This is a genomic window from Candidatus Woesearchaeota archaeon, assembly GCA_016187565.1.
In the GTDB taxonomy this organism is placed as follows: Archaea; Nanobdellota; Nanobdellia; order Woesearchaeales; family JACPJR01; genus JACPJR01.
Window position 1 is genome coordinate 26,247 of the sequence record JACPJR010000001.1, and the last position, 22,956, is coordinate 49,202.

23 protein-coding genes and 1 tRNA gene are annotated in these 22,956 nt (G+C 41.4%); 14 read left to right on the forward strand and 10 right to left on the reverse strand.

The annotated features are described in order from the left end of the window. Nucleotides 1–15: 15 nt before the first annotated feature. The 6 genes from HYW21_00105 to HYW21_00130 all read right to left on the reverse strand — a co-directional run bounded on the left by HYW21_00105 (nucleotide 16) and on the right by HYW21_00130 (nucleotide 7,548). Nucleotides 16–3,459 (reverse strand): hypothetical protein, encoded by a 3,444-nt coding sequence (locus HYW21_00105; protein MBI2547732.1) that lies wholly within the window; start codon nucleotides 3,457–3,459, stop codon nucleotides 16–18. 47 nt (nucleotides 3,460–3,506) lie between these two features. After that, nucleotides 3,507–5,033: a hypothetical protein gene (locus tag HYW21_00110; protein ID MBI2547733.1), complete on the reverse strand. Its 1,527-nt coding sequence runs from the start codon at nucleotides 5,031–5,033 to the stop codon at nucleotides 3,507–3,509. A 45-nt stretch (nucleotides 5,034–5,078) separates the two neighbouring features. Beyond that, on the reverse strand, nucleotides 5,079–5,489 hold the full coding sequence (locus tag HYW21_00115) for a hypothetical protein (GenBank protein ID MBI2547734.1): 411 nt from the start codon (nucleotides 5,487–5,489) through the stop codon (nucleotides 5,079–5,081). Next, nucleotides 5,464–5,880: a hypothetical protein gene (locus HYW21_00120; protein MBI2547735.1), complete on the reverse strand. Its 417-nt coding sequence runs from the start codon at nucleotides 5,878–5,880 to the stop codon at nucleotides 5,464–5,466. The genes HYW21_00115 and HYW21_00120 overlap by 26 nt, the downstream gene beginning before the upstream one ends. A gap of 26 nt (nucleotides 5,881–5,906) precedes the next feature. After that, nucleotides 5,907–6,512, reverse strand: coding sequence for a hypothetical protein (locus HYW21_00125; GenBank protein MBI2547736.1), 606 nt, complete (start codon nucleotides 6,510–6,512; stop codon nucleotides 5,907–5,909). A gap of 82 nt (nucleotides 6,513–6,594) precedes the next feature. Then, nucleotides 6,595–7,548, reverse strand: a complete 954-nt coding sequence (locus HYW21_00130; protein ID MBI2547737.1) for a hypothetical protein — start codon at nucleotides 7,546–7,548, stop codon at nucleotides 6,595–6,597. Nucleotides 7,549–7,661: 113 nt separating this feature from the next. On the opposite strand from HYW21_00130, the gene HYW21_00135 reads away from it, so the two are divergent. The 4 genes from HYW21_00135 to HYW21_00150 all read left to right on the forward strand — a co-directional run bounded on the left by HYW21_00135 (nucleotide 7,662) and on the right by HYW21_00150 (nucleotide 11,084). Continuing rightward, a complete protein-coding gene (locus HYW21_00135) occupies nucleotides 7,662–8,264 on the forward strand; it encodes an MBL fold metallo-hydrolase (protein MBI2547738.1) in 603 nt (200 codons plus the stop codon). 134 nt (nucleotides 8,265–8,398) lie between these two features. After that, nucleotides 8,399–9,154, forward strand: a complete 756-nt coding sequence (locus HYW21_00140) for a pyruvoyl-dependent arginine decarboxylase (GenBank protein MBI2547739.1) — start codon at nucleotides 8,399–8,401, stop codon at nucleotides 9,152–9,154. Between the two features lie 47 nt (nucleotides 9,155–9,201). Then, nucleotides 9,202–10,065 carry an agmatinase gene (gene speB / locus HYW21_00145; GenBank protein MBI2547740.1) on the forward strand — a complete coding sequence of 288 codons (864 nt, stop codon included), beginning with the start codon at nucleotides 9,202–9,204 and terminating at the stop codon, nucleotides 10,063–10,065. After that, nucleotides 10,062–11,084: a deoxyhypusine synthase gene (locus HYW21_00150; protein MBI2547741.1), complete on the forward strand. Its 1,023-nt coding sequence runs from the start codon at nucleotides 10,062–10,064 to the stop codon at nucleotides 11,082–11,084. The genes speB and HYW21_00150 overlap by 4 nt, the downstream gene beginning before the upstream one ends. Nucleotides 11,085–11,103: 19 nt before the next feature. Here HYW21_00150 and HYW21_00155 read toward each other — a convergent pair whose 3' ends face one another. Then, a complete protein-coding gene (locus HYW21_00155) occupies nucleotides 11,104–11,676 on the reverse strand; it encodes an AAA family ATPase (GenBank protein MBI2547742.1) in 573 nt (190 codons plus the stop codon). 226 nt (nucleotides 11,677–11,902) lie between these two features. Here HYW21_00155 and HYW21_00160 point away from each other — a divergent pair, with 226 nt between their 5' ends. The 9 genes from HYW21_00160 (at nucleotide 11,903) to HYW21_00200 (ending at nucleotide 20,802) form a co-directional block, all read left to right on the forward strand. After that, nucleotides 11,903–12,523 (forward strand): hypothetical protein, encoded by a 621-nt coding sequence (locus HYW21_00160; GenBank protein ID MBI2547743.1) that lies wholly within the window; start codon nucleotides 11,903–11,905, stop codon nucleotides 12,521–12,523. Nucleotides 12,524–12,596: 73 nt separating this feature from the next. Then, entirely contained in the window at nucleotides 12,597–12,761 is a 165-nt protein-coding gene (gene lysW, locus HYW21_00165; GenBank protein ID MBI2547744.1) for a lysine biosynthesis protein LysW, read from the forward strand. Nucleotides 12,762–13,007: 246 nt separating this feature from the next. After that, nucleotides 13,008–14,345 (forward strand): serine hydroxymethyltransferase, encoded by a 1,338-nt coding sequence (locus tag HYW21_00170; GenBank protein MBI2547745.1) that lies wholly within the window; start codon nucleotides 13,008–13,010, stop codon nucleotides 14,343–14,345. A gap of 24 nt (nucleotides 14,346–14,369) precedes the next feature. Further along, on the forward strand, nucleotides 14,370–16,235 hold the full coding sequence (locus HYW21_00175) for a hypothetical protein (GenBank protein MBI2547746.1): 1,866 nt from the start codon (nucleotides 14,370–14,372) through the stop codon (nucleotides 16,233–16,235). Between the two features lie 3 nt (nucleotides 16,236–16,238). Further along, entirely contained in the window at nucleotides 16,239–17,102 is an 864-nt protein-coding gene (gene lysX, locus HYW21_00180) for a lysine biosynthesis protein LysX (GenBank protein ID MBI2547747.1), read from the forward strand. Next, nucleotides 17,089–18,135 carry an N-acetyl-gamma-glutamyl-phosphate reductase gene (locus tag HYW21_00185; protein MBI2547748.1) on the forward strand — a complete coding sequence of 349 codons (1,047 nt, stop codon included), beginning with the start codon at nucleotides 17,089–17,091 and terminating at the stop codon, nucleotides 18,133–18,135. The genes lysX and HYW21_00185 overlap by 14 nt, the downstream gene beginning before the upstream one ends. 27 nt (nucleotides 18,136–18,162) lie before the next feature. After that, entirely contained in the window at nucleotides 18,163–18,822 is a 660-nt protein-coding gene (locus HYW21_00190) for a class II glutamine amidotransferase (protein ID MBI2547749.1), read from the forward strand. 37 nt (nucleotides 18,823–18,859) lie between these two features. Beyond that, on the forward strand, nucleotides 18,860–19,651 hold the full coding sequence (locus HYW21_00195; GenBank protein MBI2547750.1) for a [LysW]-aminoadipate kinase: 792 nt from the start codon (nucleotides 18,860–18,862) through the stop codon (nucleotides 19,649–19,651). Continuing rightward, the gene (locus HYW21_00200; GenBank protein ID MBI2547751.1) at nucleotides 19,648–20,802 is read left to right on the forward strand and encodes an acetylornithine/succinylornithine family transaminase; all 1,155 of its coding nucleotides are present in this window, start codon (nucleotides 19,648–19,650) and stop codon (nucleotides 20,800–20,802) included. The genes HYW21_00195 and HYW21_00200 overlap by 4 nt, the downstream gene beginning before the upstream one ends. A gap of 29 nt (nucleotides 20,803–20,831) precedes the next feature. Here HYW21_00200 and HYW21_00205 read toward each other — a convergent pair whose 3' ends face one another. Both HYW21_00205 and HYW21_00210 read right to left on the reverse strand, forming a co-directional pair. Then, nucleotides 20,832–21,452, reverse strand: a complete 621-nt coding sequence (locus HYW21_00205; GenBank protein MBI2547752.1) for a hypothetical protein — start codon at nucleotides 21,450–21,452, stop codon at nucleotides 20,832–20,834. Nucleotide 21,453: 1 nt separating this feature from the next. Beyond that, nucleotides 21,454–22,032: a winged helix-turn-helix domain-containing protein gene (locus HYW21_00210; GenBank protein ID MBI2547753.1), complete on the reverse strand. Its 579-nt coding sequence runs from the start codon at nucleotides 22,030–22,032 to the stop codon at nucleotides 21,454–21,456. Between the two features lie 209 nt (nucleotides 22,033–22,241). Here HYW21_00210 and HYW21_00215 point away from each other — a divergent pair. Then, nucleotides 22,242–22,314 (forward strand) — tRNA-Thr (locus tag HYW21_00215). Between the two features lie 322 nt (nucleotides 22,315–22,636). Here the strand turns inward: HYW21_00215 and HYW21_00220 are convergent. Beyond that, nucleotides 22,637–22,956: hypothetical protein (locus tag HYW21_00220; protein ID MBI2547754.1), on the reverse strand; the 320-nt coding region annotated here is incomplete at its 5' end.

Sequence of the window (22,956 nt, forward strand, 5' to 3'; positions counted from 1 at the left end):
TATTTAGTTATGTATTTATTGCCATACCCGTACTTCTACCATGGTAGGCCCATGTAAGTAGGGAACTCGGGAAATTCTCGAGACTTCTACGACTAATCCGGTGGTATTAAATCGGATATCAGTTTTGTTATTTGCATTGAAATCAATCTTGTTGAGAAGCTGGTAAACCACATCTTGATAGGAATCATTGATATTATAGGAAACCATCGTACTCGTAAAAGAACAGGCGTTGCTTCCAAGATAATTTTCCGGTACGGTAAGGTTTGACGTACCTGCTATTTCATGTTCAATCTCCCAGGTGCATCCTTCTGAAAGTGGGTATACTTCAGAGTAAGGAACAAGCGTGTTTAACATGCCGGTGTAGATTAAGGAGTTGTTTGCAGAACATTCCTGACTGCTTGAAGGATCATTACCTATGGTAAGCGTAATATTATTGGTCGTATTAGAGGCAACCATTCCATAGGGGATTGTTACCTCGAAAGGATCTCCTAAGGTACTGTAGGTTTGGCCATACAAGGTCAGATTATAGGCTATATTGTTGTTTACCGTTAATAGTCGTGTCCAGTATGAACCTGAGTAGGAAGTAATCTTTGCATTGATTACCCTAAATGCATCTCCGACTGGTAGTTCTTGGCTGCAATTGGTATTTCCATTTCTGCGGTCAAAATCAAGAGAGATCTCTCCGTATTCTATGGGATCAAGCTCTGGAGTAAAATTTATTTTAATGTAGGAATCTGGATAGAGCTTTGTTGCCGTAATATCGCTACTGACGTTTGCCTGTTGTCCTGAGTACGTCACATTCAGAATGTCTTCTGAAAGGTTGCTATAGGCCTCTAAAAGTTCTTCATAGCTTCCGGCATAGAAGTAGGTTCCATTTCCAGACTGACTCATGTTTCGTAAGAAAAATTCAGTATACAGAACTTCTGGACCAAAGCCAATAGTGTCAACCCTGATGGAATAGTTCTTCCATGCAATATTTGCCGATTTATTGGCCGATAACCCGGGACCTACATACTGCTCGCCAAGCGAAGGAATGGTCATATTTTTCCCATAGAATTCAGCATCACAGCTTGGTACGGTTGGTACTCCGTCAGTCATCATGATGATGAATTTTGCTCGATCTGCTGAACTTAAATTTGCCGTGAGATTGATCGCTTTGTACATACCGCAGCAGATGCATGTTTGGAGTAGCCATGTTTGGTTCCAGGTTGTTTGAAGGTACTGGTTCACTAAAGAAAGATTTGTCGTAAAGTTCAACCAGCCACTGACCCCATCATCTGTATGTGTATAGTTGACATATTGCTCATCCATTGTTTGGGTAAAAGTAACCATACCGCTACTATCATCACCATCAAAAGGAAGGTCCCAATAGGTACCATTGGTGCATGGTCCTGTGGTTGTATTTGCCAAAAAACCAGGCCCGGCAAAATCTACCAACCCAATCTTATTACCGCTTACATTTAAAATCGTGTTGATAAAGAAGGAAACTGCATTCTTCAGTGCCTCAACTTTCTTGACATTGGTATAATTCTGAAATGCCGTATAGTCTCCAAACGGTCTTTGGAAAACATCAATGGGATCAGAGGCTTTTTCTGTACCCACAAAAATGGTTGCGTTGTACTCTTTAAAACCAATTACTGGTAAATTTCCCTCATTGACAATCAGAAAGGAGGGAGTCATAGTACAGGTGAGATTAACGATAAATCCATCAACATTCTCAGGATCAGTAAATCCAAAGAGATAGCTGACATTAGAAACTATTCCCGGTACAGGGACTTGTGCTGTTGCTAGGTAAAGCTCATTTAAGGTAGTGCCATTATAGGGGAAGGTTGTTGTATTTCTTGGTCCGAAGGTAACATTCCCACTGGTAACTGTATCTGGATAGATTCTTGGCGTGGTGAGATCAGTTTCAAGACTGTAACCAGAGAGAGCAGTCACATTACACCCGAGAAAGAAAAGAGTGCCAGCAACTGCACCGTCAAAGCCAGTGGTGTTGCTCATGGTCATGACGCGAAGCGACATATTGAGGGTTACTGAATCATTGATGACATGGTCTCTAAACATACTGAAGCTTTTACCCTGCTCTTCAACATATGTTCTGTTGACAACCTCTTGTGGACAATAGGAAACGGCTTGTTGGTAGCTACAGATGGTTTGTTTGGTTATGGGATGGGTGCCTTGGACTGCATAGTCTGTTTCTCGATAGCCATCAACCATGCACCACTCCATACTTCCTGAGAAATCATTGACCAGAACAACATCAGCGTTCCCATTAAGCAGAAATTCACTAAAATTTGCAAATCCAAAACGGAAGGGAACAGTACTTTTCGTGAATGCATTATAATTAATGACACCCCCTAGATAGGTACTATTGAGTCTTATCTGCTGGGGAGGGGTTGCATTCTCTTCACTATACACTGTCGTATTAGCAACGCTGAAGACCAGTACTTGTGAACTATTACTAAAGTTTACCCAATAGTTAAGGTAGATCTCCATTCCGGTTAATGTTCCTGGAACATAGAAGGATGAGAAGACATTAATTAAGCCGTTGATGCCAGGTAAAGGATAAACCCAACTCCCATTCTTTGCACTCAACTGGTAGTATTTTGGATTAATCAGTTGATTGGTTTCATATCTTACTCGGATAAATCCTCCAGCCACAAATGCATCACTTAGTGTTCCAGAGGCAAAGGCTAAGGTAAAGTTGTTCTGGTTTCCATATCCTTTCACCAGAGAAGAAGCGCAGGAGGTCACATTCCAATAATCTGCTGTGAGGTTACCCCCTATAGGTACCATATCGTTACAATGGATGTCATTAATAGAGAGGTTAAATGGCACTTCGAGATCACCCTCTATCTCAACTGAAACAATGGTTGCATCGTCAGGAATATCGTCAATTACCTTGGTGATGTTTCCCTGGCCTTCAAAGCCACCAAAATAAGCATAACTGGAAAGTGTCCTATCGAGAATCTTGGTGAGGTGGACTTGTGTGGTAACACCTTCAACTGGTTTTCCTAATTCAATACCCGTTACCATCCGTTTAGAGGTAATGGTTGCTTTTGCTGTTGTTGTTTTATTTCTCTGGTAGACGGATTCTCCGCCAACAAGGACTTCAAAGCCATAACGTGATGGAATATACTTCTCAAGGATGGTTGCCGAGAGATTTCGAGCAAGCTCTGTTTCATTCTTGACTACATATATTCCAATCATTTCCAAAACACTTGCCGTGGTATCAGTTGCATCACTTCCATTGATGAGATAGGCAAGATAAGAGCTTTCGAGTTCTCCCACTTTTATTGTTGCAAGAAAGTCAACAGCATCCTGTGAGCTATACGTAGACTGGAGAATTGGTTCTTCAGTCACCAAAAAAACAGTTAAGAGGATCATGCCGAGGACAAGGAGAGCAATGCCAAGGATTGCGTCTGTTACAAACAGTACACCTTTTTTTCGACGTGTCATTTTATTGTATCCTCTGTTACTTTATCCCTATTATGAGCGTATCACTATTAGGTCCAGACTAAGAGAACCATGGCAACCGTGTCAGACTCATAGATCGGTAAGCGTACGATCTTTGCCAAATGTTCAGATTCCATAGTGAAAACAGGATCACCACATTGCGTGGTAATAAAGTTTGCTGCTCCTTCTTTGAGTTCATCTTCAATGGTTGGTTTTCCTTGGTAAGTTGCATTCATCCGGCCAAAATAATAGATCCTACTTCTCCCATAATCCCAGGATGCTATAGTCTCATGTGAATTACATGATCCACCTCCCGAATAATTTCCAAGAGCCACATAATTCAATGCCCCTATATGGCTCCATACACATGTATGATCCCCATTGTAACTCATGTTTTCCCCTAGGCGAAAAGGCAATGCAGAGTCTTCTGCAATAATTGTCGTTGTGCCACTACTACTTACTCCTTTTAACTGAACGCTGAATGCATTATAGTTTCCAGTGCCTCGAATAGAACCTACCATAAATGTAGTAGCCATTGTGTTCGAAACAACTGGTTGTACTAATGAAAGGTCAGCTGTACTAAACTCAGGATCTTCAAAGAGTATAAATCCATACTTACTTGCATTATTGAGCAGGTCATTTAAGTCTCCGTTAATATCTCCGGTTGTGCTGTAAAGGTCAGCTCCTAAATCGATCATTTCATCCCGCATAACACTATTCGTATTCCAATAGTATGCAGCATCGCTGGTTATATTGATGACAACTTCCGGACTTCCAATGCCACAGACCCCTCCGATTGAAACAAGATGCTCGTCAGGAATGTTGCCGTTGATCCTATAGGAATCTACCGTAACCTTTGAGGTTCCTACACAACTTGCTCCAGCATTACAGCTACTATTCATAGAAATGGTTGTTGTTGGTGCAGTAAAGGGAAATAAGGTCGGAAAGCTGTACTCATACCATCCATCAGAAAATCCCTGGTCTCCCCTAGTTTGACTGATACCTCCAATAGTTACACTTACGTTTTGCATGGTCTGGCTTAGGTTTTCTTGGAAATGGTAGGTAAAGGTAAGATTCCCTTCGACTGGTAACCCTGAATGACTCACATTGAGCCATCCTGAACCATCGGCTACCCAACACGAGGAGCTGTCACAGCCAGAAGAACCTCCCTTACTGGTAACGGTAAGGTTATTCAACAACCCAGTCTCATTGATTCTTCGTTCATACTGTTGGAAGTACACAAAATAATCAAAAGAAGTTCCGAGCAATGTTCTTGTTTGGTCATAGTCAAGGCTGGCAAACTCAGCAACCTTACTCTCATTGATGCGATTATCACTGTTCGTAATCCCAATCCGACTGACATTCGTACTCGTCCAATTAAACGGATAGCCCCTGACCATCAATTGATTTGCAATGATTTTTGCGTCAACCTTAAGGTCATTGTAGGAAAGCCCTTGTTTAGGGAAAAAGTTCATGTAGAATTCAAAAAAAACCAAGACAACCACAATGAAGAGGACCATGGCTAGAATAAAGTCAAGATCCCATGCTTGTCCTTTTTGTTGTTTTAGTAGCGACATAGGTTATTTTCCCCAATGATGGCTGGCAGATAAGATCTGCTTATCCTACGAATTCAGGAACAATGTTCCTCCTCTATTGGAAAGGTTATTGTACTGCCCTAACACAAATAAGCCGGTTACTGGAGGTACAATACGGACATGCTCAAAATTCTTTGTTGTTATGATTAATCGTTCATTGGTCATCGTAACATTAAAATGGACTCCTTTGATAGTATCAGGAACATAAAACTCGCGGAAATAATTAGGCTCGACTTCAGCAGCAAGATACAGCTCAGTTTGCAGAGAGAAAGCCAGGTCTCTACCTACATTAAATTCTTGTTGCTGTCGAAGCGTCTGAACTTCTTCTCCAACGATGATGAATATGAGTATCAAAACAAGAAAGCCAAATGCTATGAGCATGAAAAATTCAAAGGTTAATTGTGCTCGTTGCTTAGGAATCGGTAATCGTAACACCATTTTCGGTTGCCTGAATAACAATTTCATGGAACCCTGATACCGGAGAAAGTGAACCTGTTAAGTTTATCCGAGAGATCTTAACCATATCAGAAATGCCTGCACGTGTTTCTAGGGTGAAAACAAGTGCATTACTGACGATCGTTACATTCTCAATGGCATCAGGAAAGTAAGCCTTCAACGTTGTTTTTGATGGTTCGCCTAGATAATAGACTTGATCGGCAGCTTCAATAATCTTGTCGCCAATGGCACTGGTCTGGGCAACACCAACATCTTCACTGCTCTCTGCAGACTGTAATGAGAAAATGTAAATAATAGGGATCAGTAAGAGAAGCGTAAATCCCATGAGGGTGAGGTATTCCATACTTACTTGGGCTTTTCTCCACATCTCCATGTCCTCTTTTTTTACTCATGCGAAGATCATTGACCTTCAGCAATCTCACGAATGATTTTATCCCATTCGGTCTCATGTCCTGAGTGCTCTTTATTTATCTCTTCTTTTTTAGTTACTTCGTTTGTTTCTTGTTTCTCTGTCTTTTTTGGTTGTTCATGTGCCTTTGTTTCTTCCTTCTTCTTTGTCTCTCGTTTACTGTGTTTATTATCGTCTCTTTCACTCTCTTCCTCTTTTTTTTGTTTTGTACCTTTTTCAGGAGTATGAACGCTCTCTTCCTTCTTTTCTTCTGTGTTATCCTCTAGTTCTTTTACTTCTTTGTTCTCTTCTTCTTTTCCTTCTTTTTTTTCCTGATGGTTATGCTCTTTACTGTCTTTTTCGTTATCTTTCTTTGGTGATTGTTCCTGAACCGGTTGTGGATGTACTGCTGCTTCTTGTTGAGGTTGGACAGTGACCTGCTCTTCAATGTTGTGTTTGAGTATGTCCTTGACCAAAAAATACCCACCGACAACAATAATTGCTATGATGCTTGGGTAAGCTGCGATAGGAAAAAACTTCACTAAGACAACAATGAGACATAATTCTAAAAGAATACAACTCTTAACCATGACTCTACTGAGATAGGGATTGACCATTTTCCGTCTTTTTTGTTTCTCTTTTCGAGAACGTCCTCTCCTGTCAAAGACGATTAACCACTATATAAATCCTTCGAACCACTCATGGGTTACTAATGAGACGGCATAATTGCATCCTATCATCACCAGTTTTCATAACAACGCCAGACATCAATAATTCTTCAATTGCTTCTTTGACTTGTTCAGTTGTAATGTTTGGATCACGAAGAGATGCATATCCCTTATAGAGATTCGTGTAATCACCAACGACTCCTTCATACGTTCTTCTCAGGTCTCTTAAAAACGTAGTCTGAACTGAGAGGGTTGGATCATTAGTAAAAACATCACCTAGGTAAGGGCAAGAAGATGACTCTAAAAAAACAACGAGAGGGCGTAGTGCATTCACCCTACTCTCTGCCTGGATTTCTGCAATCAATGTCTCATAACAAGGAGAGCCATTAAAGCTAAAAGAAGATCCAAACCAATTATCAAGAACCGTAATACCATATCCCTGAGGGATGGTGGACATCATCTTCTGTATAAGCGAAGGTTTCCCCTTATTCCTCAAGAGACGGCTTACAGGATTTCCATTCTCATACTTTGGTTGTACATAATAGCCATGAGATGGGATACAAGAGAAAACAAGATCGTACGTTGAACCTGCAAGCCATGGTGACTCTTTAAAGTTATTAAATCCAGGGGAATCTGTTTCTGTAGAGAAAAAAGGTATTCCCGTACCGAATTCGTAAGTAGCTAATCCTCCTTGCTGGGTAGTGCCAAGGTCATTATCTCCAAAATCCTTGAGTGCATCGAAGATTTCTTGCTCCCAACTTGTCCGAGCGTTTTTTTTTGGCTTGGCTCTGATTCGCTCGATAATTTCTTCAAGTCCAATTTGGTGAAGCACAGGAGAATCAGTCATCCTTTGGATACGTTGAAGGACATAAGCCCAGAAACGGTGCTCTTCCATCTCTGCAGGAATGGGATCTCCTAAGATCTGTGAAGGGTTTTCAAGAATAGTGGTATCTGTTTGAGCTCCATGTTGCATGCGGAGTTTCATGGTTTGGTCTCTGTAGATTATTTAGTTTATGACCAGTAATGCATAGTCTCTTTTAAATCTTCAGGTAAATCTTTAAATAAAAGTACTGCTTATACGGAGATGAGGTGATGGCAATGGTTGAAGGATTACGATGGTTGGGGCAGTCTGGATTTATGCTGCGTGGTCATAAAATCATTTACCTTGATCCATGGCAGATTAAGGAAACACAAAAAGCAGATTTTATTTTTATTACCCACAGCCACTATGATCACTGCGACAGGGCAAGTGTTCAACAGATCCTTGACAAAAAAACAATCATCTATGGACCAGCAGATTGTGGAAAAATTCTTGGGATGCCTGTTCATACCGTGAAACCAGGAGATAGTTTTACTGTTGAGGGAATTGCTGTTGACGTAGTTCCTGCCTACAACATCAACAAACCATTTCATCCAAAAGCAAATGCTTGGGTTGGTTACATTCTTACGGTTGAAGGGAAACGGTATTACCATGCTGGCGATACTGACAACATTCCTGAAATGCAAAAAATAAAAAACATTGATGTTGCTATGTTCCCCGTCGGTGGAACATACACGATGAATGGCAAAGAAGCAGCTGATGCAGCCAATATTATTCAACCAAAACTTGCTCTACCGATACATTGGGGAAAAATTGTTGGCACGAAAGCAGACGCAGAAACGTTCAAAAAGAATTGTAGTTGTTTTGTTGAGATCTTGTAAGATCTGCAAGATGTTTTCAACGGTTTCAAAATGCAAAGTTTTATATATAACAAATATTTTACAAATTGCTAAAGTGAACGAATGCTTGTCAAAAAAAAGGCAGGGTGTGACTTTCGTAAACTAACAGCGTAGAGATGGACCAAATAATTGCACTGAAACGCGCACCATCAATGGCGCTTGTCAACAGCAGGAAAGGGGCGTCTCAATCCGTTTTTTCTCCATTACAGACGTTGATACAGCACCTCTTCTTGCCAAAGCCTTTTCGGAGGCGTGGGCGTCAAAGATATGTACTCATGGCTTCTCCTGAGGAGCACGGACAAGGGCAGAGTGACCTCTATCCGTTGTCTTCACAGCTCAACCAGAGAGGTCTAGTTATTGGAAATAGAATTCCCCGTGATTACTTTGTTACGAAGGGAAGCGGAGAAAGCGATATTACTGTTCACGCTGGTTCTTATCATTTGGCACTGAAGTCTGCAGGTATTGAGAGGTATAATATTATGACCTACTCTTCTATCTTGCCTGCTATTGCCACTGAAGTTCCCCAACAAGGTGCAATGATTCACGGTTCTGTCATGGAAACTATTATGGCAGTTGCGCATGCAAAAAAAGGTCAACGCGCAACAGCTGGTATTATTTATGGTTGGTTGTATGACAAACAGACCGGAGAGAAATATGGAGGATTAGTTTGCGAACACAATGGAACTATTTCTGAGCAAGAAGTACAACGAAGGCTGAATGCAAGCTTGCAGGAACTCTATACCAATGGGTTTTCAGAAACCTATGAACTGCGTGATATAACGCTTAAGACAGAGAGTTTCTTCGTACGCAAGAAGTATGGGACAGCTCTTGTTGCGTTGTGTTTTACGAATTATCTGTATCCTGTTCTGTAAGTAAAACTCTTCTCTGATAATAGCTACTGAAAATTGATCTAATCAAAATGGCCATCAATCAATTTGGAGATTTTCCTCCATCATCCACTGACTTCAAGAAAGCTAAGGTAGTTATTGTTCCTGTGCCTTATGATGGTACTAGCACATGGATAAAAGGTGCCGACAAAGGACCAGCCGCGTTAATGTATGCTTCTGGATACATGGAACTCTATGATATTGAGACTGATAGTGAGGTACATCGTCAAGGTGTTGCGACTGATAAACCAGTAACTGAAGCAAGATCACCTGAAGCAATGGTTACGGCAGTAGAGCAGTGCATAACTTCTCATCTTCAGCAAGGAAAGTTTTGTGTTGTTGTTGGCGGTGAACATTCAGTAAGTGTGGGTACGATCAAAGCTCATGCTACAAAATATCCAGATCTGGCAGTACTTCAGCTTGATGCCCATACTGATTTGCGGCAAAGTTATAAAGGCTCTCAGTATAATCATGCCTGTGCAATGGCCAGGGCCCAAGAGCACTGTCCTGTTATCCAGGTTGGGATTCGAAGTATGGATGCTTCTGAAAAACCTTATCTTAAAAAAGGAAAGGTATTCTTTGCAGAAAACTTGGATGCTCAGCGCAAATGGATTCCACAGGTTCTTGCACAATTACCAGAACAGGTCTATATTACTATTGATCTCGATGTCTTTGATCCAAGTATTATGCCCTCTACTGGTACACCTGAACCTGGGGGCTTGTTTTGGTATGATGTTCTTGCATTGTTGAAAACAGTAGCAAAAAATCGTCAGATTGTTGGTTTTGATGTTGTTGAACTGTGTCCGAATGAACATAATAAAGCACCTGATTTTCTTGCTGCAAAATTAATCTATAAGTTGTTAAGTTATAGATTTGAGGGAGGGAAAAAGCAATGAATAAAAAGGATCTTTTGAAAGAAACTGTTCGTCATATTGATATTACAAGTTTTGATAGTACCCCTATTATTACTGCTATGGCACAGATGTCTTTTACTTCTCGAGACACGGCACGGGCAGCACAGATACTTAACCAAATGATTACCGAAAAAGACTGTAGTATTATCTTAACACTTGCCGGTAGCACAAGCGCAGGTGGCTGTATGCAGGTCTATGCTGACATGATAAAATATAATATGGTTGATGCTATTGTGGCAACCGGTGCATCTATTGTTGATATGGATTTTTTTGAAGCCTTAGGCTTTAAGCACTATAAGGGAAGCCCGTTTGTGGATGATAAAACACTTCGTGACGTGTATGTTGACCGTATCTATGATACTTATATTGATGAAGATGAACTCCAAATCTGTGATGCAACTATTCAAAAGATTGCTGATAGCCTGGAACCAAAGCCATATTCTTCCCGCGAATTTATCAAAGCAATGGGAAACTATTTGACAGCTCATGCAAAAAAGAAGAATTCATTAGTTCAGACTGCATACGAACATCAGGTTCCGATCTTTTGTCCAGCCTTTTCGGACTCAAGTGCAGGATTTGGTTTGGTAATGCATCAATGGAAAAACAAAGAAAAGCATGTCACGATTGACTCTGTTCGCGACTTTCGTGAGCTCACCATGATTAAGATTGAGGCACCTACTACGGGATTGTTTATGATTGGTGGTGGGGTTCCTAAAAATTTTGCTCAGGATACGGTTGTCTGTGCAGAATGCCTTGGAAAGAAGGTACCGGTCCATAAGTATGCGGTCCAGATTACCGTAGCAGATGTCCGTGATGGTGCATGTTCAAGTTCAACCTTAAAAGAGGCCTGTTCTTGGGGAAAGGTTGATACAGTCTATGAGCAGATGGTCTATGCTGAGGCAACCTCAGTATTGCCCTTGATCGTAAGCTATGTGTATCATCAGGGAGCTTGGAAAGACCGAAAAAGAATGGCATGGAGTACCTTATTTGCAAAGCAATAAGTAAACCTTAGTAAATAGATTAGTGGTTAATTACCTCTAATATTTCATTAACCCTTCCCTCAATATCTTTTGATTGCAGACGATAAACCTTGTCCATTGGTACATCAAGCTCTTGTAAAGCAACTCTCACCTTGTCATCAACTTCCCTTTGAAAATCAGGTCTACAAGGTCTCATCTGATCGCCAGAAAGTGGAAAAACACCAATTGGAAAGTACACAAACGTATCTATGAGTGAAGCATAGTGCCTCGACATATGTCTTATCAATTCTGCAACACCATTATCTCTTTCTGTTTTTAATGACAAAAAATAGGCATAACCCTCTATTGCAGAACGATCAGTTATAATTGTTCTTGTCGGGTCCAGTGTACTGTTTACCGCGGGATCTATGACACTCCATGAGTTCAGGTTCATTAATTCAAAAGCACCAATCCCTATTCGATCGATTATATCATACGGGCTTTCAAAACCAAAAGAAGGAACTTGATGTCGAACTCCTTCCTGAAAATACTGAAATTCTGGATGTGTTACTCTGATTTGTTCGAAGACGGTTGTTTTTCCAGTTCCGTGAGATCCTATTAATGCGAATTTCATAGTATGACTTGCATTACTTAATTTTTAATTTTAGGAAAAGACATTAATTTTCGTAATCATCCGTATGTATTTTCCTAAAAAGCAGAGGACATAAGGTTGCGATTATTAGTGTCCTTTGCTATATTTATAAACCTTCTTCATAAGTCCGTCTCTTTATCCCTTCCGTTACTTGTCTCCTGTCTTTTTAATGGTAAACTATTTATACTTGTGCTCTTGTTAAGCATCTATGGCCCTGCCTATTACCCTTTCCTCACTTAATTTTCAGGATGCAGTGAAGACCATTGAACCGCTTGTACCATTTGTTGCTGCTATCGTTATCTACGCTCTCTTTATCTTTACCTTTTACCGTTGGCTAGCTCGGAAAGACATCTTTCGCATGAACTTGGGGCAGTATAACACAGCATCCCGTCCTATCTTGAAAAAGGCTCTTGCTGTGCTTCTCTATGTTGTTGAGTATCTTTTTCTTTTCCCCATCTTTGCCTTTATCTGGTTTGCTGTTCTTACCACCCTTTTAGTCTTTCTTGCAAAGAATCAGGGAATCGACAAAGTTCTTTTCGCATCTATAACCATAGTTAGTGCTGTGCGAATCTCTACGTATTTTAGTGAGGATCTCTCCCGAGAGCTTGCAAAATTACTTCCGTTGACCTTGCTTGCTCTCTACTTTATGGATGTTACGTATTTTTCTTTCAGTGCATCGCTCGCTATGCTCACGCAGACTGTTGGGCTTTATTCTACGATGATTTACTATCTTTTATTTATCATGATTATTGAGTTTACCATGCGTATCGGATATATACTAGTACGTCCCTTAGTCAAGCAAGAAGCATCAACTTCTTCTGTGGCATGATGCGAAACAAATTTTTATAAAGAGCACATTATTTCTTGTTTAGCTATATGTCTTATATACGGAGGTAGATACTATGGCAGACTGTCCTGTTTGTGGTGGAGATATTGAAGTAAACGACAAAGCCGTCAAGGGAGAATTGCTTGAATGCCCTGGTTGTGGTACTGAATTGGAAGTAAAGAAAACAAAGCCAGTACAGTTGGCTGAAGCACCCAAGGAAGAAGAAGATTGGGGTCAGTAATTGTTGATTTTTTCTTTTTTCAAGATTTTTTTCGTTCTTTTTCTTTTGTGTTTTGTCTGCATATCTTTGTCTAATGAATATTTATTTCTGATTAATATTAACAAGATAATGTTATACCATTAACCTATTAATATTAATGTTGTATAACACTTTGATCCTAAATCCAAATAAATAACAACTATCAATAAATTTGTTAAATAATTAACATTAAGTTTATATATGCGCCCTGTTTTCTTCTACTCCTTCATGCAATATAATTGTAATAGGATCATGGGGGATACCATGGAACAACAGACAATGGAAACACAAGCAGAACAAGCAGAACGTGCAGAAGAGAACACTTTACGTAACGATACTTTGCGTCAAGAACAGGCACGGGATTATTTTGAACGAATCACTCAGGTTGCCTTAGCCCATGGTGCCTATCGTGCAGAATGTATTGGCTTAGTGCCAACGGAAAATCTCCTGAGTCCTGCTGCTAGAGCTATCATGATGTCAGACCTCTCCCATCGTTATTTATTTCAGAATCCTATGTGGCGGTATGTGGGTGGGAAGTATCTTGCTGCCATTGAAGAAGCAACACTTGCATTAGCACGACAGGTATTTCGAGCACAATGGGCAAATGTCCGAGCCCTTTCGGGAGAGAACTGTACGAATATTATGCTCCATGGGTTAGTCAGACCTGGCACGGTTTTTTATCATGTTGCTCAGGAACATGGGGGTCATTTTGCCGCAAAGACCATTGCCGAGGTATTACGGGCAAAGCGGTTTATCCTTCCTTATGACACCACGAGAGCTGAAATTGATATACAGGCATGTCAGCAGATGTTTGCTCAAAATCCTCCTGATGTTATCTACCTCGACAGTTCGATGATCTTATTCCCTCATCCGGTTCAACAACTTCGAGCAATAGCACCATCGCATACCCTTATTTGCTACGATGGTTCACAGGTATTAGGACTTATCGCTGGACAACAGTTTCAAGATCCTTTGAGAGAGGGTGCAGATTTCCTGAGTGGAAGTTGTCACAAATCCTTCCCAGGTCCACAAAAGGGGATTATTCTGACGAATAGATCAGACAAAACACGTGATATTGAGGATGCCATTTTCCCAGGGTTAGTGTCAAATTTCCATCTTCATCATGTAGCAGCACTTGGCATTACCCTTGCTGAGGAGCTTGCGTTTGGCGAAGCATATGCGCAACAGACCATTGCAAATGCCAAGGCATTAGCTCAGGCATTACATGCACGTGGCTTTGATGTTCAGTGCAGAAATCGTGGCTTTACCCAGAGCCATCAGGTATGGGTAAACATCAGACCAGTTTGTGACCCAGATCATGCAGTTGATGCACTCCATAAGGCTAATCTCATCGCGAACATTAACATGATTCCAACCATCAATGACCGTGGTTTACGCTTAGGTGTACCTGAAATTACTCGTCTGGGAATGACTGAAGCAGATATGGATATCATTGCTGGTTTTATGGCAGCAGTTTTACTCGAAAGAAAAGATCCATGGTATGTTCGTGAAAAAGTAATTGAGTTTAGTGCACATTACAACAATGTCCACTACTGTTTTAAATGATTGTGTTTACAAGGAGTTTATGTCATGCCAACCATCACCGAGCACCTGCTTGGTGGTCGTGCAGGAGAGACAAAGCTTATTCCTGTTGATCTTGTTATTACCGATGACTGGACTACTCCTTCTTTGCTTCGTTCTCTTGAGGAGCTTCGAGGCATTCCCCGACAAGGAAGGAGCAAGCTGATCTTGGTTTATGATCATGCCGTTGATCCTGCACGCTACCAAGGAAAGGATAGAGAACGAGTTTGTGAGAATTTACGACAGCTTGAGCTCTTTGAACAAGCATATACACCAACGATTATTCGTGGAAAGGGAATACAGCATCATGTTCTTCCGGAAGAAAATCTTCTAAAACCGGGTATGATTATTGTAGGAAATGATTCTCATACCTGCACCTTGGGGTGTTATCATGTCTATGCAAAGGCCATGCAGCCGATAGGAGTAGCAGTTGCCCTTCACACAGGAAAAATTCCAGTAACTATTCCCTATTCTCTCGGTGTACGGGTTAGTGGAAGATTGCGTCCAGGAGTTACGGTTAAAGATGCCATGTTGTATCTTCTTGCTCTTTTAGATAGAACCGGAAGGGCAACAGGCAGGGTTATTGAGTATTTTGGAGATGGCTTGGAAGATCTCAGTGTAGAAGAGGCTACGGTCTTTACGAACATGAGCTCTGAGGCAGTTGCGACAACAGCGCTCTTTCCTATGACTCAGTCCTTACAGAAGTACTATGAAACAAGAAATATTCCTTTGACAAGGATTTTTGCTGCTGATCCAGAAGCATACACAGAGATTGTTGAGCTTGACTTGCATGCTATCCTTCCGTGCATTGCGCAACAGGGAAGCCCTGCAGCTGTTGTTCCTGTTCATGAGCTTGAAGGTACTCATCTTGATCAGGTCTTTATTGGAACATGCACGGGGGGGAAGTATGATGATATCAGACAGGCATGGGAACAGATTCGAGGAAAGCATGTCAAGATACCAACCTTGGTTTTTTTTGCTACTGAGGCTATCCGTCAGCGGTGCGAACAAAAAGGGATAATCCAAGATCTTCGTGAAGCAGGTGTTACGGTTATGTACAGTGGTTGTGGTCCTTGTTTTGGATTTGGAACCGGAAGAATGCAGCCTCACCAAGTAACCTTAAGTACTGGAAATCGAAATTATCAAGGAAGAATGGGCGATCAAACAACAAAGGTCCTTTTGGCAAGCAGTGTAACCGCAGGCTATTCTGCAATTGCTGGTTGTTTACGTAACCCTTTTCATTATGATGCTGATATGCTTTCCCTGAACTCCATCCCTCATAATCTCACGAGTCAATCTTCTTCTTTTTTACGACATATCGATAACAGCACTCTTTGGTTAGCAGGAGACAGCATCAGTACAGATGATATTACTCCTTCATCGGTTCCCGGTATTGGCACAACGTCAGCAACCGATCCGAACATCCTTCGTCAGCTTGCCTTTTATTACCTTTGTCCATCTTTTTCGCGTGAAGTCAAGCCAGGAGATATTCTCGTTGCAGGTCATAACTTTGGTAAGGGAAGTAATCGGGCCTCTTCTGTTTTGGCACTCCAAGCACTAGGAATTCGTGCAGTTATCGCAAAGAGTTTCTCTCCTCTGTATGCTGAGGGTGCACTCTTCTATGGATTTCCTCTTCTTACCCTTGAAGAAGACTTTTTTGAAGAATTTGAAGAAACCTTGCATTCTCGTGAGGAATCTTCTGGTAGTAAGATAACACCTCACCTTGAGATTAATGGGGAAATTGATACAGTGACGATGAATGGTAAATCTTATAAGGCACGAGCGATTTCTCCGCTTATGCAAAAGATTATACAAAAGCATGGTGTTCTTGATCTCTTACGAGATGTTCAAGACTGGAAAAGAATGGAGGGATGATACATGAAGATTGGGTTTTTACATTCGCTGATTCGACCAGAAGAAAAAATGTTGATTGAGGAATTTCAACGCAGAAAAAACGTAGAGTTGGTTATGATGGATGACCGTGAATTCGAGTTTACCTTAGGAAAAACTACGTTTCCCGTTGATATTGTTATCGAACGTTGTATCAATCATTCACGTGCATTGCATGCCTTACGCTTACTTGAAAGTGCGGGTATTCGATGTGTTAATAGCTATAAGGCTGCAACGATTTGTGGTGATAAACTCCTAACTTCAACAGTGCTTGCTGAGCAAGGAGTGCCACAACCAGAGGTACGTATTGCCTTTACTGAGCCGTCTGCATTACATGCCATGGAAACCATGGGATATCCTGTTGTACTCAAGCCTGCGGTTGGTTCCTGGGGAAGATTGCTTGCAAAAATCAATGATCGCGATGCTGCAGAGGCAATACTCGAACACAAAACCGTCTTAGGAAGTTACCATCACTCTATATTTTATATTCAGAAGTATGTTGCCAAGAAACAAGGAAGAGATATCCGTAGTTTTGTGATTGGTGATCAATGTATTGCTGCAATTTATCGAACTTCCCCGCACTGGAAGACGAACACTGCATTAGGAGGAAAGGCTTCAAAGTGTGTTATCACCAAAGAACTTGCGGATATATCGGTTCGTGCTGCACGTGCTGTCCATGGTGATATTGTTGCCATAGATGTTTTTGAAACGAATGATGGCTTGGTAATCAATGAGGTTAATTATACCATGGAGTTCCGTAACAGTATTCAAACCACGGGTGTAAATATTCCAAAGCTCATTGTTGACCAGGTTATGAAGATTGGGGAGGAGGTTGTCCATGCCAAAAATTAGCGTCAGCATCGCTGGCGGATCAGGGTATGCAGGCGGAGAACTGTTACGCTTGCTCTTATTCCATCCACAGGTAGATATCAAGCAAGTAACCTCAGAGCGATTTGCCGGTAAACTGGTGACAAAGGTACATCCGAATTTACGAAAGGTATCACTCTTGAAGTTTTCCCGTATTGATGAGCTTCAGCCCTGCGATGTGCTTTTCCTCTGTCTTCCTCATGGAACAAGTATGCAGCATATGGCTCAGTATCAGAAAATTGCTCCGAAGATTATTGACCTGAGTGGAGACTTTCGACTCAAGAGCAAGGAAGCGTATGAACAATGGTACGGACATCAGCATACTCATCCTTCTTTACTTGGATCTTTTGTGTATGGCATTCCAGAACTCCATCGTGCAGAAATGCAGAAGGCTTCGCTCATCTCAAGCGCTGGATGTAATGCGACGGCAACTATCTTAGCATTGTATCCGTTATTCAAGCATCGCCTTGTTGAGGAACAGCAGACGGTTGTTGAAGTAAAGGCAGGATCCAGTGAAGGTGGAAATACGCCAAGCTTAGCATCCCATCATCCTGAAAGAACAGGTTGTGTCAGGAGCTTTAAGCCAACCCAACATAGACATATTGCTGAAATGCTTCAAGAGTTGAGCATGGGAAAAAAGGTTCAGATTCATTTTTCAGCTACTGCACTTGATCTTGTTCGTGGGATCTTGGCAACCTGTCATGTTTTCCTGAAGAAGGACTTGGATGAAAAGGAGATCTGGAAGATCTATCGTGAAGCATATGGTGACGAGCCCTTTATCAGAATTGTGAAGGAGAATGAGGGAATCTATCGTTATCCAGAACCAAAGATTTTGATGGGAACAAATTACTGTGATATTGGTTTTGAAAAGGATTCTGCAAGCAATCGACTTGTGGTGATGAGTGCTATTGATAATCTCATGAAGGGAGCTGCAGGCCAGGCAGTACAGGCCTTTAATATTATGCATGGCTTTCCTGAAACAACTGGCTTAACCTTTCCTGGATTACATCCTGTTTAAGATGAGTAATCGAAATAAGAGGAGTAATTGAAAGAAATATCACGAGGAACGATGTGCAGATTATTGATGATACGGGCAAACCGTGCATTTCCCACTGCGGACTACCTCAAGGCCTTTGCTTTACTTGCGAAAAACAGCATGGAGTATCAAGGCCATGGCTGGGGATTAGCCTATCGAGCTAATAATCAGTGGAAACTCTACAAGAATATTCAACCTATTTGGGAAGACAACCTTACAATATTTCCAAGCACTACTTTTCTTGTCGTTCACGCCAGGAGTGCATTTCGTGATGAAGGAATTGTGGTTGAGAATAACATGCCCTTTATCTATGATGACCTGGTGTTTATTTTTAACGGTGAACTCCATGGTGTACGGATTACCTCTCCAGGGAGAATAGGTGCAGAAAAGATATTCAACTATATCCTACGCTTTGCTCACGGTAATGTACTTACCGCACTTCAGCAGAGTATTCCCATTATCACCAAAAGAACACGGTATGTCAAGGCAATGAATATTCTCATCAGTGATGCACAACAGATCTATGCAGCAACCCAATTTCAGGAAAGGCCAGCATACTTCACGTTGTACCATAAAAAAATAAAGGACATGGCTTTTGTTTGTTCAGATCCTTTTCCTGGTGAAAAGGACTGGCGTCCTATAGCTCATGGAACCATAGCGGCGTATTAATCGTTTACCGAAAATACAGAGAGCAGAGCGTGATACTATGATGATCATTAAGATTGGTGGAGGCAAGGAAATTAACCTTCAAGGTATTGTTGCGGATTTAGCAAAGCTTGAAGAACCATTTATCATTGTTCATGGAGCTAATGCTCTTCGTGATGAACTTGCAGAAAAGCTTGGCAAGCCAAAGCAAGTAGTAACTTCAGTGTCTGGCTACAGTAGTGTACTTACTGATACTGATGCTATGGATGTCTTTATGATGGCTTATCCAGGACTTCAAAATACCCGGTTAGTTGAGCTGTGCCAGCAACAGGGCATTAATGCCATTGGATTATCAGGATTAGATGGACGTCTTATTCAAGGAAAGCGGAATACAGGTATTCGTGTTGAGCAGAACGGAAAAAAAATGATCCTCAGGGATTATTCAGGAAAACCACAGGAAGTAAATGGGCAGCTCATAAAGCTTTTGCTTGACAATGAATACGTTCCTGTTATTTGTCCGCCGATCCTTGATGAAGAAGGAATTGCCATTAATACGGAAAATGATGATATTGTTCGTGTGCTCCAGCAGGTTGTGGGAGCGCAGCGTATCATATTCCTTATTGAAGCTCCAGGTTTTTTAGCTAACAAGGATGATCCAACAACCCTTGTTGAGCAGATAACTCCCCAAGAGTTGGCTGAACGAGAGTCGCATGTCGAAGGAAGAATGAAGCGGAAGATGTTAGCACTCTGTAAGCTCTTTGAGACAGGAGCTACCCCAGTCATTATCAGTGATGGACGCGTTGAGCATCCTATCCAAGAGGCATTGCAAGGCAAAGGGACGGTGATCCAATGAAATCAATACGAGAAATTGAAGATAAGTACTTGTTTCCCATTTATCCTAAGCGACAAACCCTTCTTGCGAGAGGAAAAGGTGCACTTGTTTGGGATGATCAGGGAAGAGCATACATAGACTGTGTTGCAGGCCATGGTGTTGCTATTGTTGGTCATTGTCATGATCGTGTTGTTGCAGCACTCCACGCACAAGCCCAAACCTTGATAACGTGTACTACCTCTTTTTATAATCCTGCACGAGCACAACTGTTACAGCGTTTGATAGAGATAACACCGGAGACATTGACGCGTGCATTTTTATGTAATTCAGGAACAGAGAGTGTTGAGGCTGCCTTGAAGTTTGCTCGTTTTACCACCAAGAAAACCGAGTTCATCTGTGCGATGCGTAATTTTCATGGAAGAACCTTTGGATCGATGAGTGCAACCTTCACTCCAGACTATCGAGAACCCTTTGAGCCCTTAGTTCCAGGATTTCATTTTGTTCCCTTTAATGATTTTGCAGCATTGGAGCAAAAGATTACTGAACAGACTGCTGGTGTTTTGCTTGAAGTAGTGCAAGGAGAAGGTGGGGTCAATGTTGGTGATACAACCTATTTCCAACAGGTACGTGATATCTGTACCCAACGAAACATTCTCCTGATTATTGATGAGGTCCAGACTGGCTTTGGAAGAACAGGGAAATTGTTTGCCTGTGAGCACATGGATATTCAACCTGATATCATGTGTATTGCTAAGGGCATTGCCGGTGGATTCCCCATGGGAGCAACCCTTTGCGCTGATAAGATTCTTGTTCCAACCGGTAGACATGGAACTACTTTTGGTGGAAATCCCCTAGCGTGTGCTGCTGCATCTGCTGCCATTGAGGTAATTATAAGTGAAGACCTTCCAAAGCAGGCTGCTGAAAAAGGAGCCTATGCCTTACAGAAGTTACGTGCACAACAGCTTGACGTACGAGACATTCGTGGTTTAGGTTTAATGATCGGCATTGAACTCAAAGAAAAAGTGAAGCCCTCTATCCAGCAGTTAGAGGAACGAGGTATTTTAGCCATGGCAGCAGGCACAACCGTCTTGAGATTACTACCCCCTCTGGTTATTACCTATGAACAATTAGACAAGGTTGTAGAGGAAATCGTGCATGTGCTGAAACAGTAAATGTTGCAGATTTATAACTCTTGGAATTCTTATCCTTTCCGAAGTAATTGAGCAAGCACTTTTTTCTTTATTTTATACGTTCTAGGATTAAGCTCAAGGTATTTGAGATCAGTAAACGTGTTGATGATTCTCTCTAATCTCTTCTGAAAATGTTCGAGCTTATGTTTCTTGAGTAAATCTTTATAGGTCTGAAAGTTCATTGTTGAAAATAACAGCAGGGTCATGATATCTACCCTGTCTTTGGCTCCTTTTACTGAGTATTCTCTGTCTTGCTCTGCGGCTTGCTTGAGAATCAGCAATACTTCAGGAGTAACAACACTAATGTTCTCTATGATTGTTGTGTATTTTTTTATTTCAGTTATCGGCAAGGGAAGCTGCGAATAGTAGGGGATGTAGATAGCAACGTCAATTTCCTCAAAACGAATCTCGTATTTTTTTAAGTGATCATTCTTTTTGAGATCATATGCTCTTTTGAGGTATTCCAAATCCTCGAAGTCAGGAATAATAATATCAATATCTTTACTTTTATGGAGTTTTGTCCATAGGTATGCTGCCCAGCCACCGATAACAATAAAGTGGAATGGCTTCTTCTGGAGATCCTTCAAAATGTTCCATGATTTCTCTGTTAAGAGTGAGTTCCAGTATTCCATGTTACACCTGTATTCGTTTTTCCATGGCAAGTAAGAACTCCTTTGCATACCATTCTTTGAGATTCCACAGATCAACAAAGGTTTGCGCAAGGGTTGTTGTTTGGCCGTAACACTCCATGAGGTTATCTTTTTGTAGAACAAAAAGGTTTGGGGTGTTTTGGTTAGGTGGAAACCGTTTCTTTATTTCTTCGGTGTCGCCATAGATGTACATTTCCGAGTAATCTGCAGGAACATCACGGAAATGATATTTGTAGGCACTGTATGCTCCAAAGATAATCGTTGATGGCATTTCTGATTCAATCTTTGTAATTGGTTTATCAACACGTGTTGCGTAAATGATATCTTTACGAAGATTTCTGATTGATGCCCAATGATAGAGTATTTTTTTTGGATCGTTCATGGTAAAGTATCTTTGATGGACAGCAATTGCACCCATGTTCCGAAGAGGTTCAAGCGCATGATTGACCGTAGATAAGGATATTTGGAGCTTTTCTGCTAATGCAAGCTGCGTCAGCTGGTTATTTTTCTTTTCTAATGCTTGGTATACTATCTCTCGATAGACCCATTCAACCTTTTTCATGGTGTTTCTATTACTATTTACTTTTATTTATAAATGTTTCTATTTTATTCGAAAGATATAAAAATAAACGTTTCTTAAAAAGAAAGTTCTGGAACGATGTATTCCTTATCCATCTGGCCTCTTCAGCCTTTATGTTTTCTTTCCCATTCCTTTGGGATCTGGCGACCTAGAAACATTTATAAGACATTACGGTTTCCAGAGGTTGTCATGCCCCTGTAGCATAGTAGCTATTGCGACAGCCTTGTAAGCTGTAGGTCACGAGTGCAACTCTCGTCAGGGGCTTTACTTAAGTCAGTCTTTAACTGAAATACCTCATTCATAAATCACACGCCGCGCCGATGGCAGCTGACGGATTTGCTTAACGGGCAAATCCTACGAAGCACCCCAAAGGGGGCCCGCTTCGTCAGCGCCCACGCGGCGTGCGACGAGCCGAGGCTCCTACGGAGTGGCGAGTAGGCTGCAAAGCAGCCGTCGCACCGCCATAACCGGCGCTGTAAATTTAAGATTTACTTTATTTACCTATCTTTTGATTGGGTGTTTATACAAACCTCAGCAAATCCTCTTTTTGAAAAACCTTTTCCTGATCTCTTTTTTGATATTATGATTAACCTGTGTGACTTAATAATTCTCGAAGGAACGATGTCCTAATGGTTGGGACTGGTCCTCGGTATCCAATGCTGTCCAGTGTGTTTTGTATCTGTCGGTGCTCATACATTAATCTACTCGCTGGGATGGCGATTGCTCCTAAAACAATGAGGTGAGCATTGTCTGGTTCACCACGTCCCATGAGCAAAGGCACACCATACAGTAACATACTACCGGTTGCACTTAATCTGCTTGTTTCATATATTCCTTGAAGCGTCTCACGTAGACGAAGTTTAGAATACGAATAAAGAGATGGTGCACCCTCTCGGTGGCTATCTC

Bases quoted from the DNA above. Each gene is read 5' to 3' on its own strand.
- HYW21_00120 (MBI2547735.1), bottom strand. From the start codon at position 5,880: ATGGAGATGTGGAGAAAAGCCCAAGTAAGTATGGAATACCTCACCCTC.
- HYW21_00130 (MBI2547737.1), bottom strand. From the start codon at position 7,548: ATGAAACTCCGCATGCAACATGGAGCTCAAACAGATACCACTATTCTT.
- HYW21_00205 (MBI2547752.1), bottom strand. From the start codon at position 21,452: ATGGAATACTGGAACTCACTCTTAACAGAGAAATCATGGAACATTTTG.
- HYW21_00160 (MBI2547743.1), top strand. From the start codon at position 11,903: ATGGCCCTGCCTATTACCCTTTCCTCACTTAATTTTCAGGATGCAGTG.
- lysW (MBI2547744.1), top strand. From the start codon at position 12,597: ATGGCAGACTGTCCTGTTTGTGGTGGAGATATTGAAGTAAACGACAAA.
- HYW21_00185 (MBI2547748.1), top strand. From the start codon at position 17,089: ATGCCAAAAATTAGCGTCAGCATCGCTGGCGGATCAGGGTATGCAGGC.
- HYW21_00140 (MBI2547739.1), top strand. From the start codon at position 8,399: ATGGACCAAATAATTGCACTGAAACGCGCACCATCAATGGCGCTTGTC.
- HYW21_00110 (MBI2547733.1), bottom strand. From the start codon at position 5,033: ATGTCGCTACTAAAACAACAAAAAGGACAAGCATGGGATCTTGACTTT.
- HYW21_00115 (MBI2547734.1), bottom strand. From the start codon at position 5,489: ATGGTGTTACGATTACCGATTCCTAAGCAACGAGCACAATTAACCTTT.
- speB (MBI2547740.1), top strand. From the start codon at position 9,202: ATGGCCATCAATCAATTTGGAGATTTTCCTCCATCATCCACTGACTTC.
- HYW21_00155 (MBI2547742.1), bottom strand. From the start codon at position 11,676: ATGAAATTCGCATTAATAGGATCTCACGGAACTGGAAAAACAACCGTC.
- HYW21_00135 (MBI2547738.1), top strand. From the start codon at position 7,662: ATGGTTGAAGGATTACGATGGTTGGGGCAGTCTGGATTTATGCTGCGT.
- HYW21_00150 (MBI2547741.1), top strand. From the start codon at position 10,062: ATGAATAAAAAGGATCTTTTGAAAGAAACTGTTCGTCATATTGATATT.
- HYW21_00200 (MBI2547751.1), top strand. From the start codon at position 19,648: ATGAAATCAATACGAGAAATTGAAGATAAGTACTTGTTTCCCATTTAT.
- lysX (MBI2547747.1), top strand. From the start codon at position 16,239: ATGAAGATTGGGTTTTTACATTCGCTGATTCGACCAGAAGAAAAAATG.
- HYW21_00105 (MBI2547732.1), bottom strand. From the start codon at position 3,459: ATGACACGTCGAAAAAAAGGTGTACTGTTTGTAACAGACGCAATCCTT.
- HYW21_00170 (MBI2547745.1), top strand. From the start codon at position 13,008: ATGCAATATAATTGTAATAGGATCATGGGGGATACCATGGAACAACAG.
- HYW21_00175 (MBI2547746.1), top strand. From the start codon at position 14,370: ATGCCAACCATCACCGAGCACCTGCTTGGTGGTCGTGCAGGAGAGACA.
- HYW21_00210 (MBI2547753.1), bottom strand. From the start codon at position 22,032: ATGAAAAAGGTTGAATGGGTCTATCGAGAGATAGTATACCAAGCATTA.
- HYW21_00125 (MBI2547736.1), bottom strand. From the start codon at position 6,512: ATGGTCAATCCCTATCTCAGTAGAGTCATGGTTAAGAGTTGTATTCTT.
- HYW21_00195 (MBI2547750.1), top strand. From the start codon at position 18,860: ATGATGATCATTAAGATTGGTGGAGGCAAGGAAATTAACCTTCAAGGT.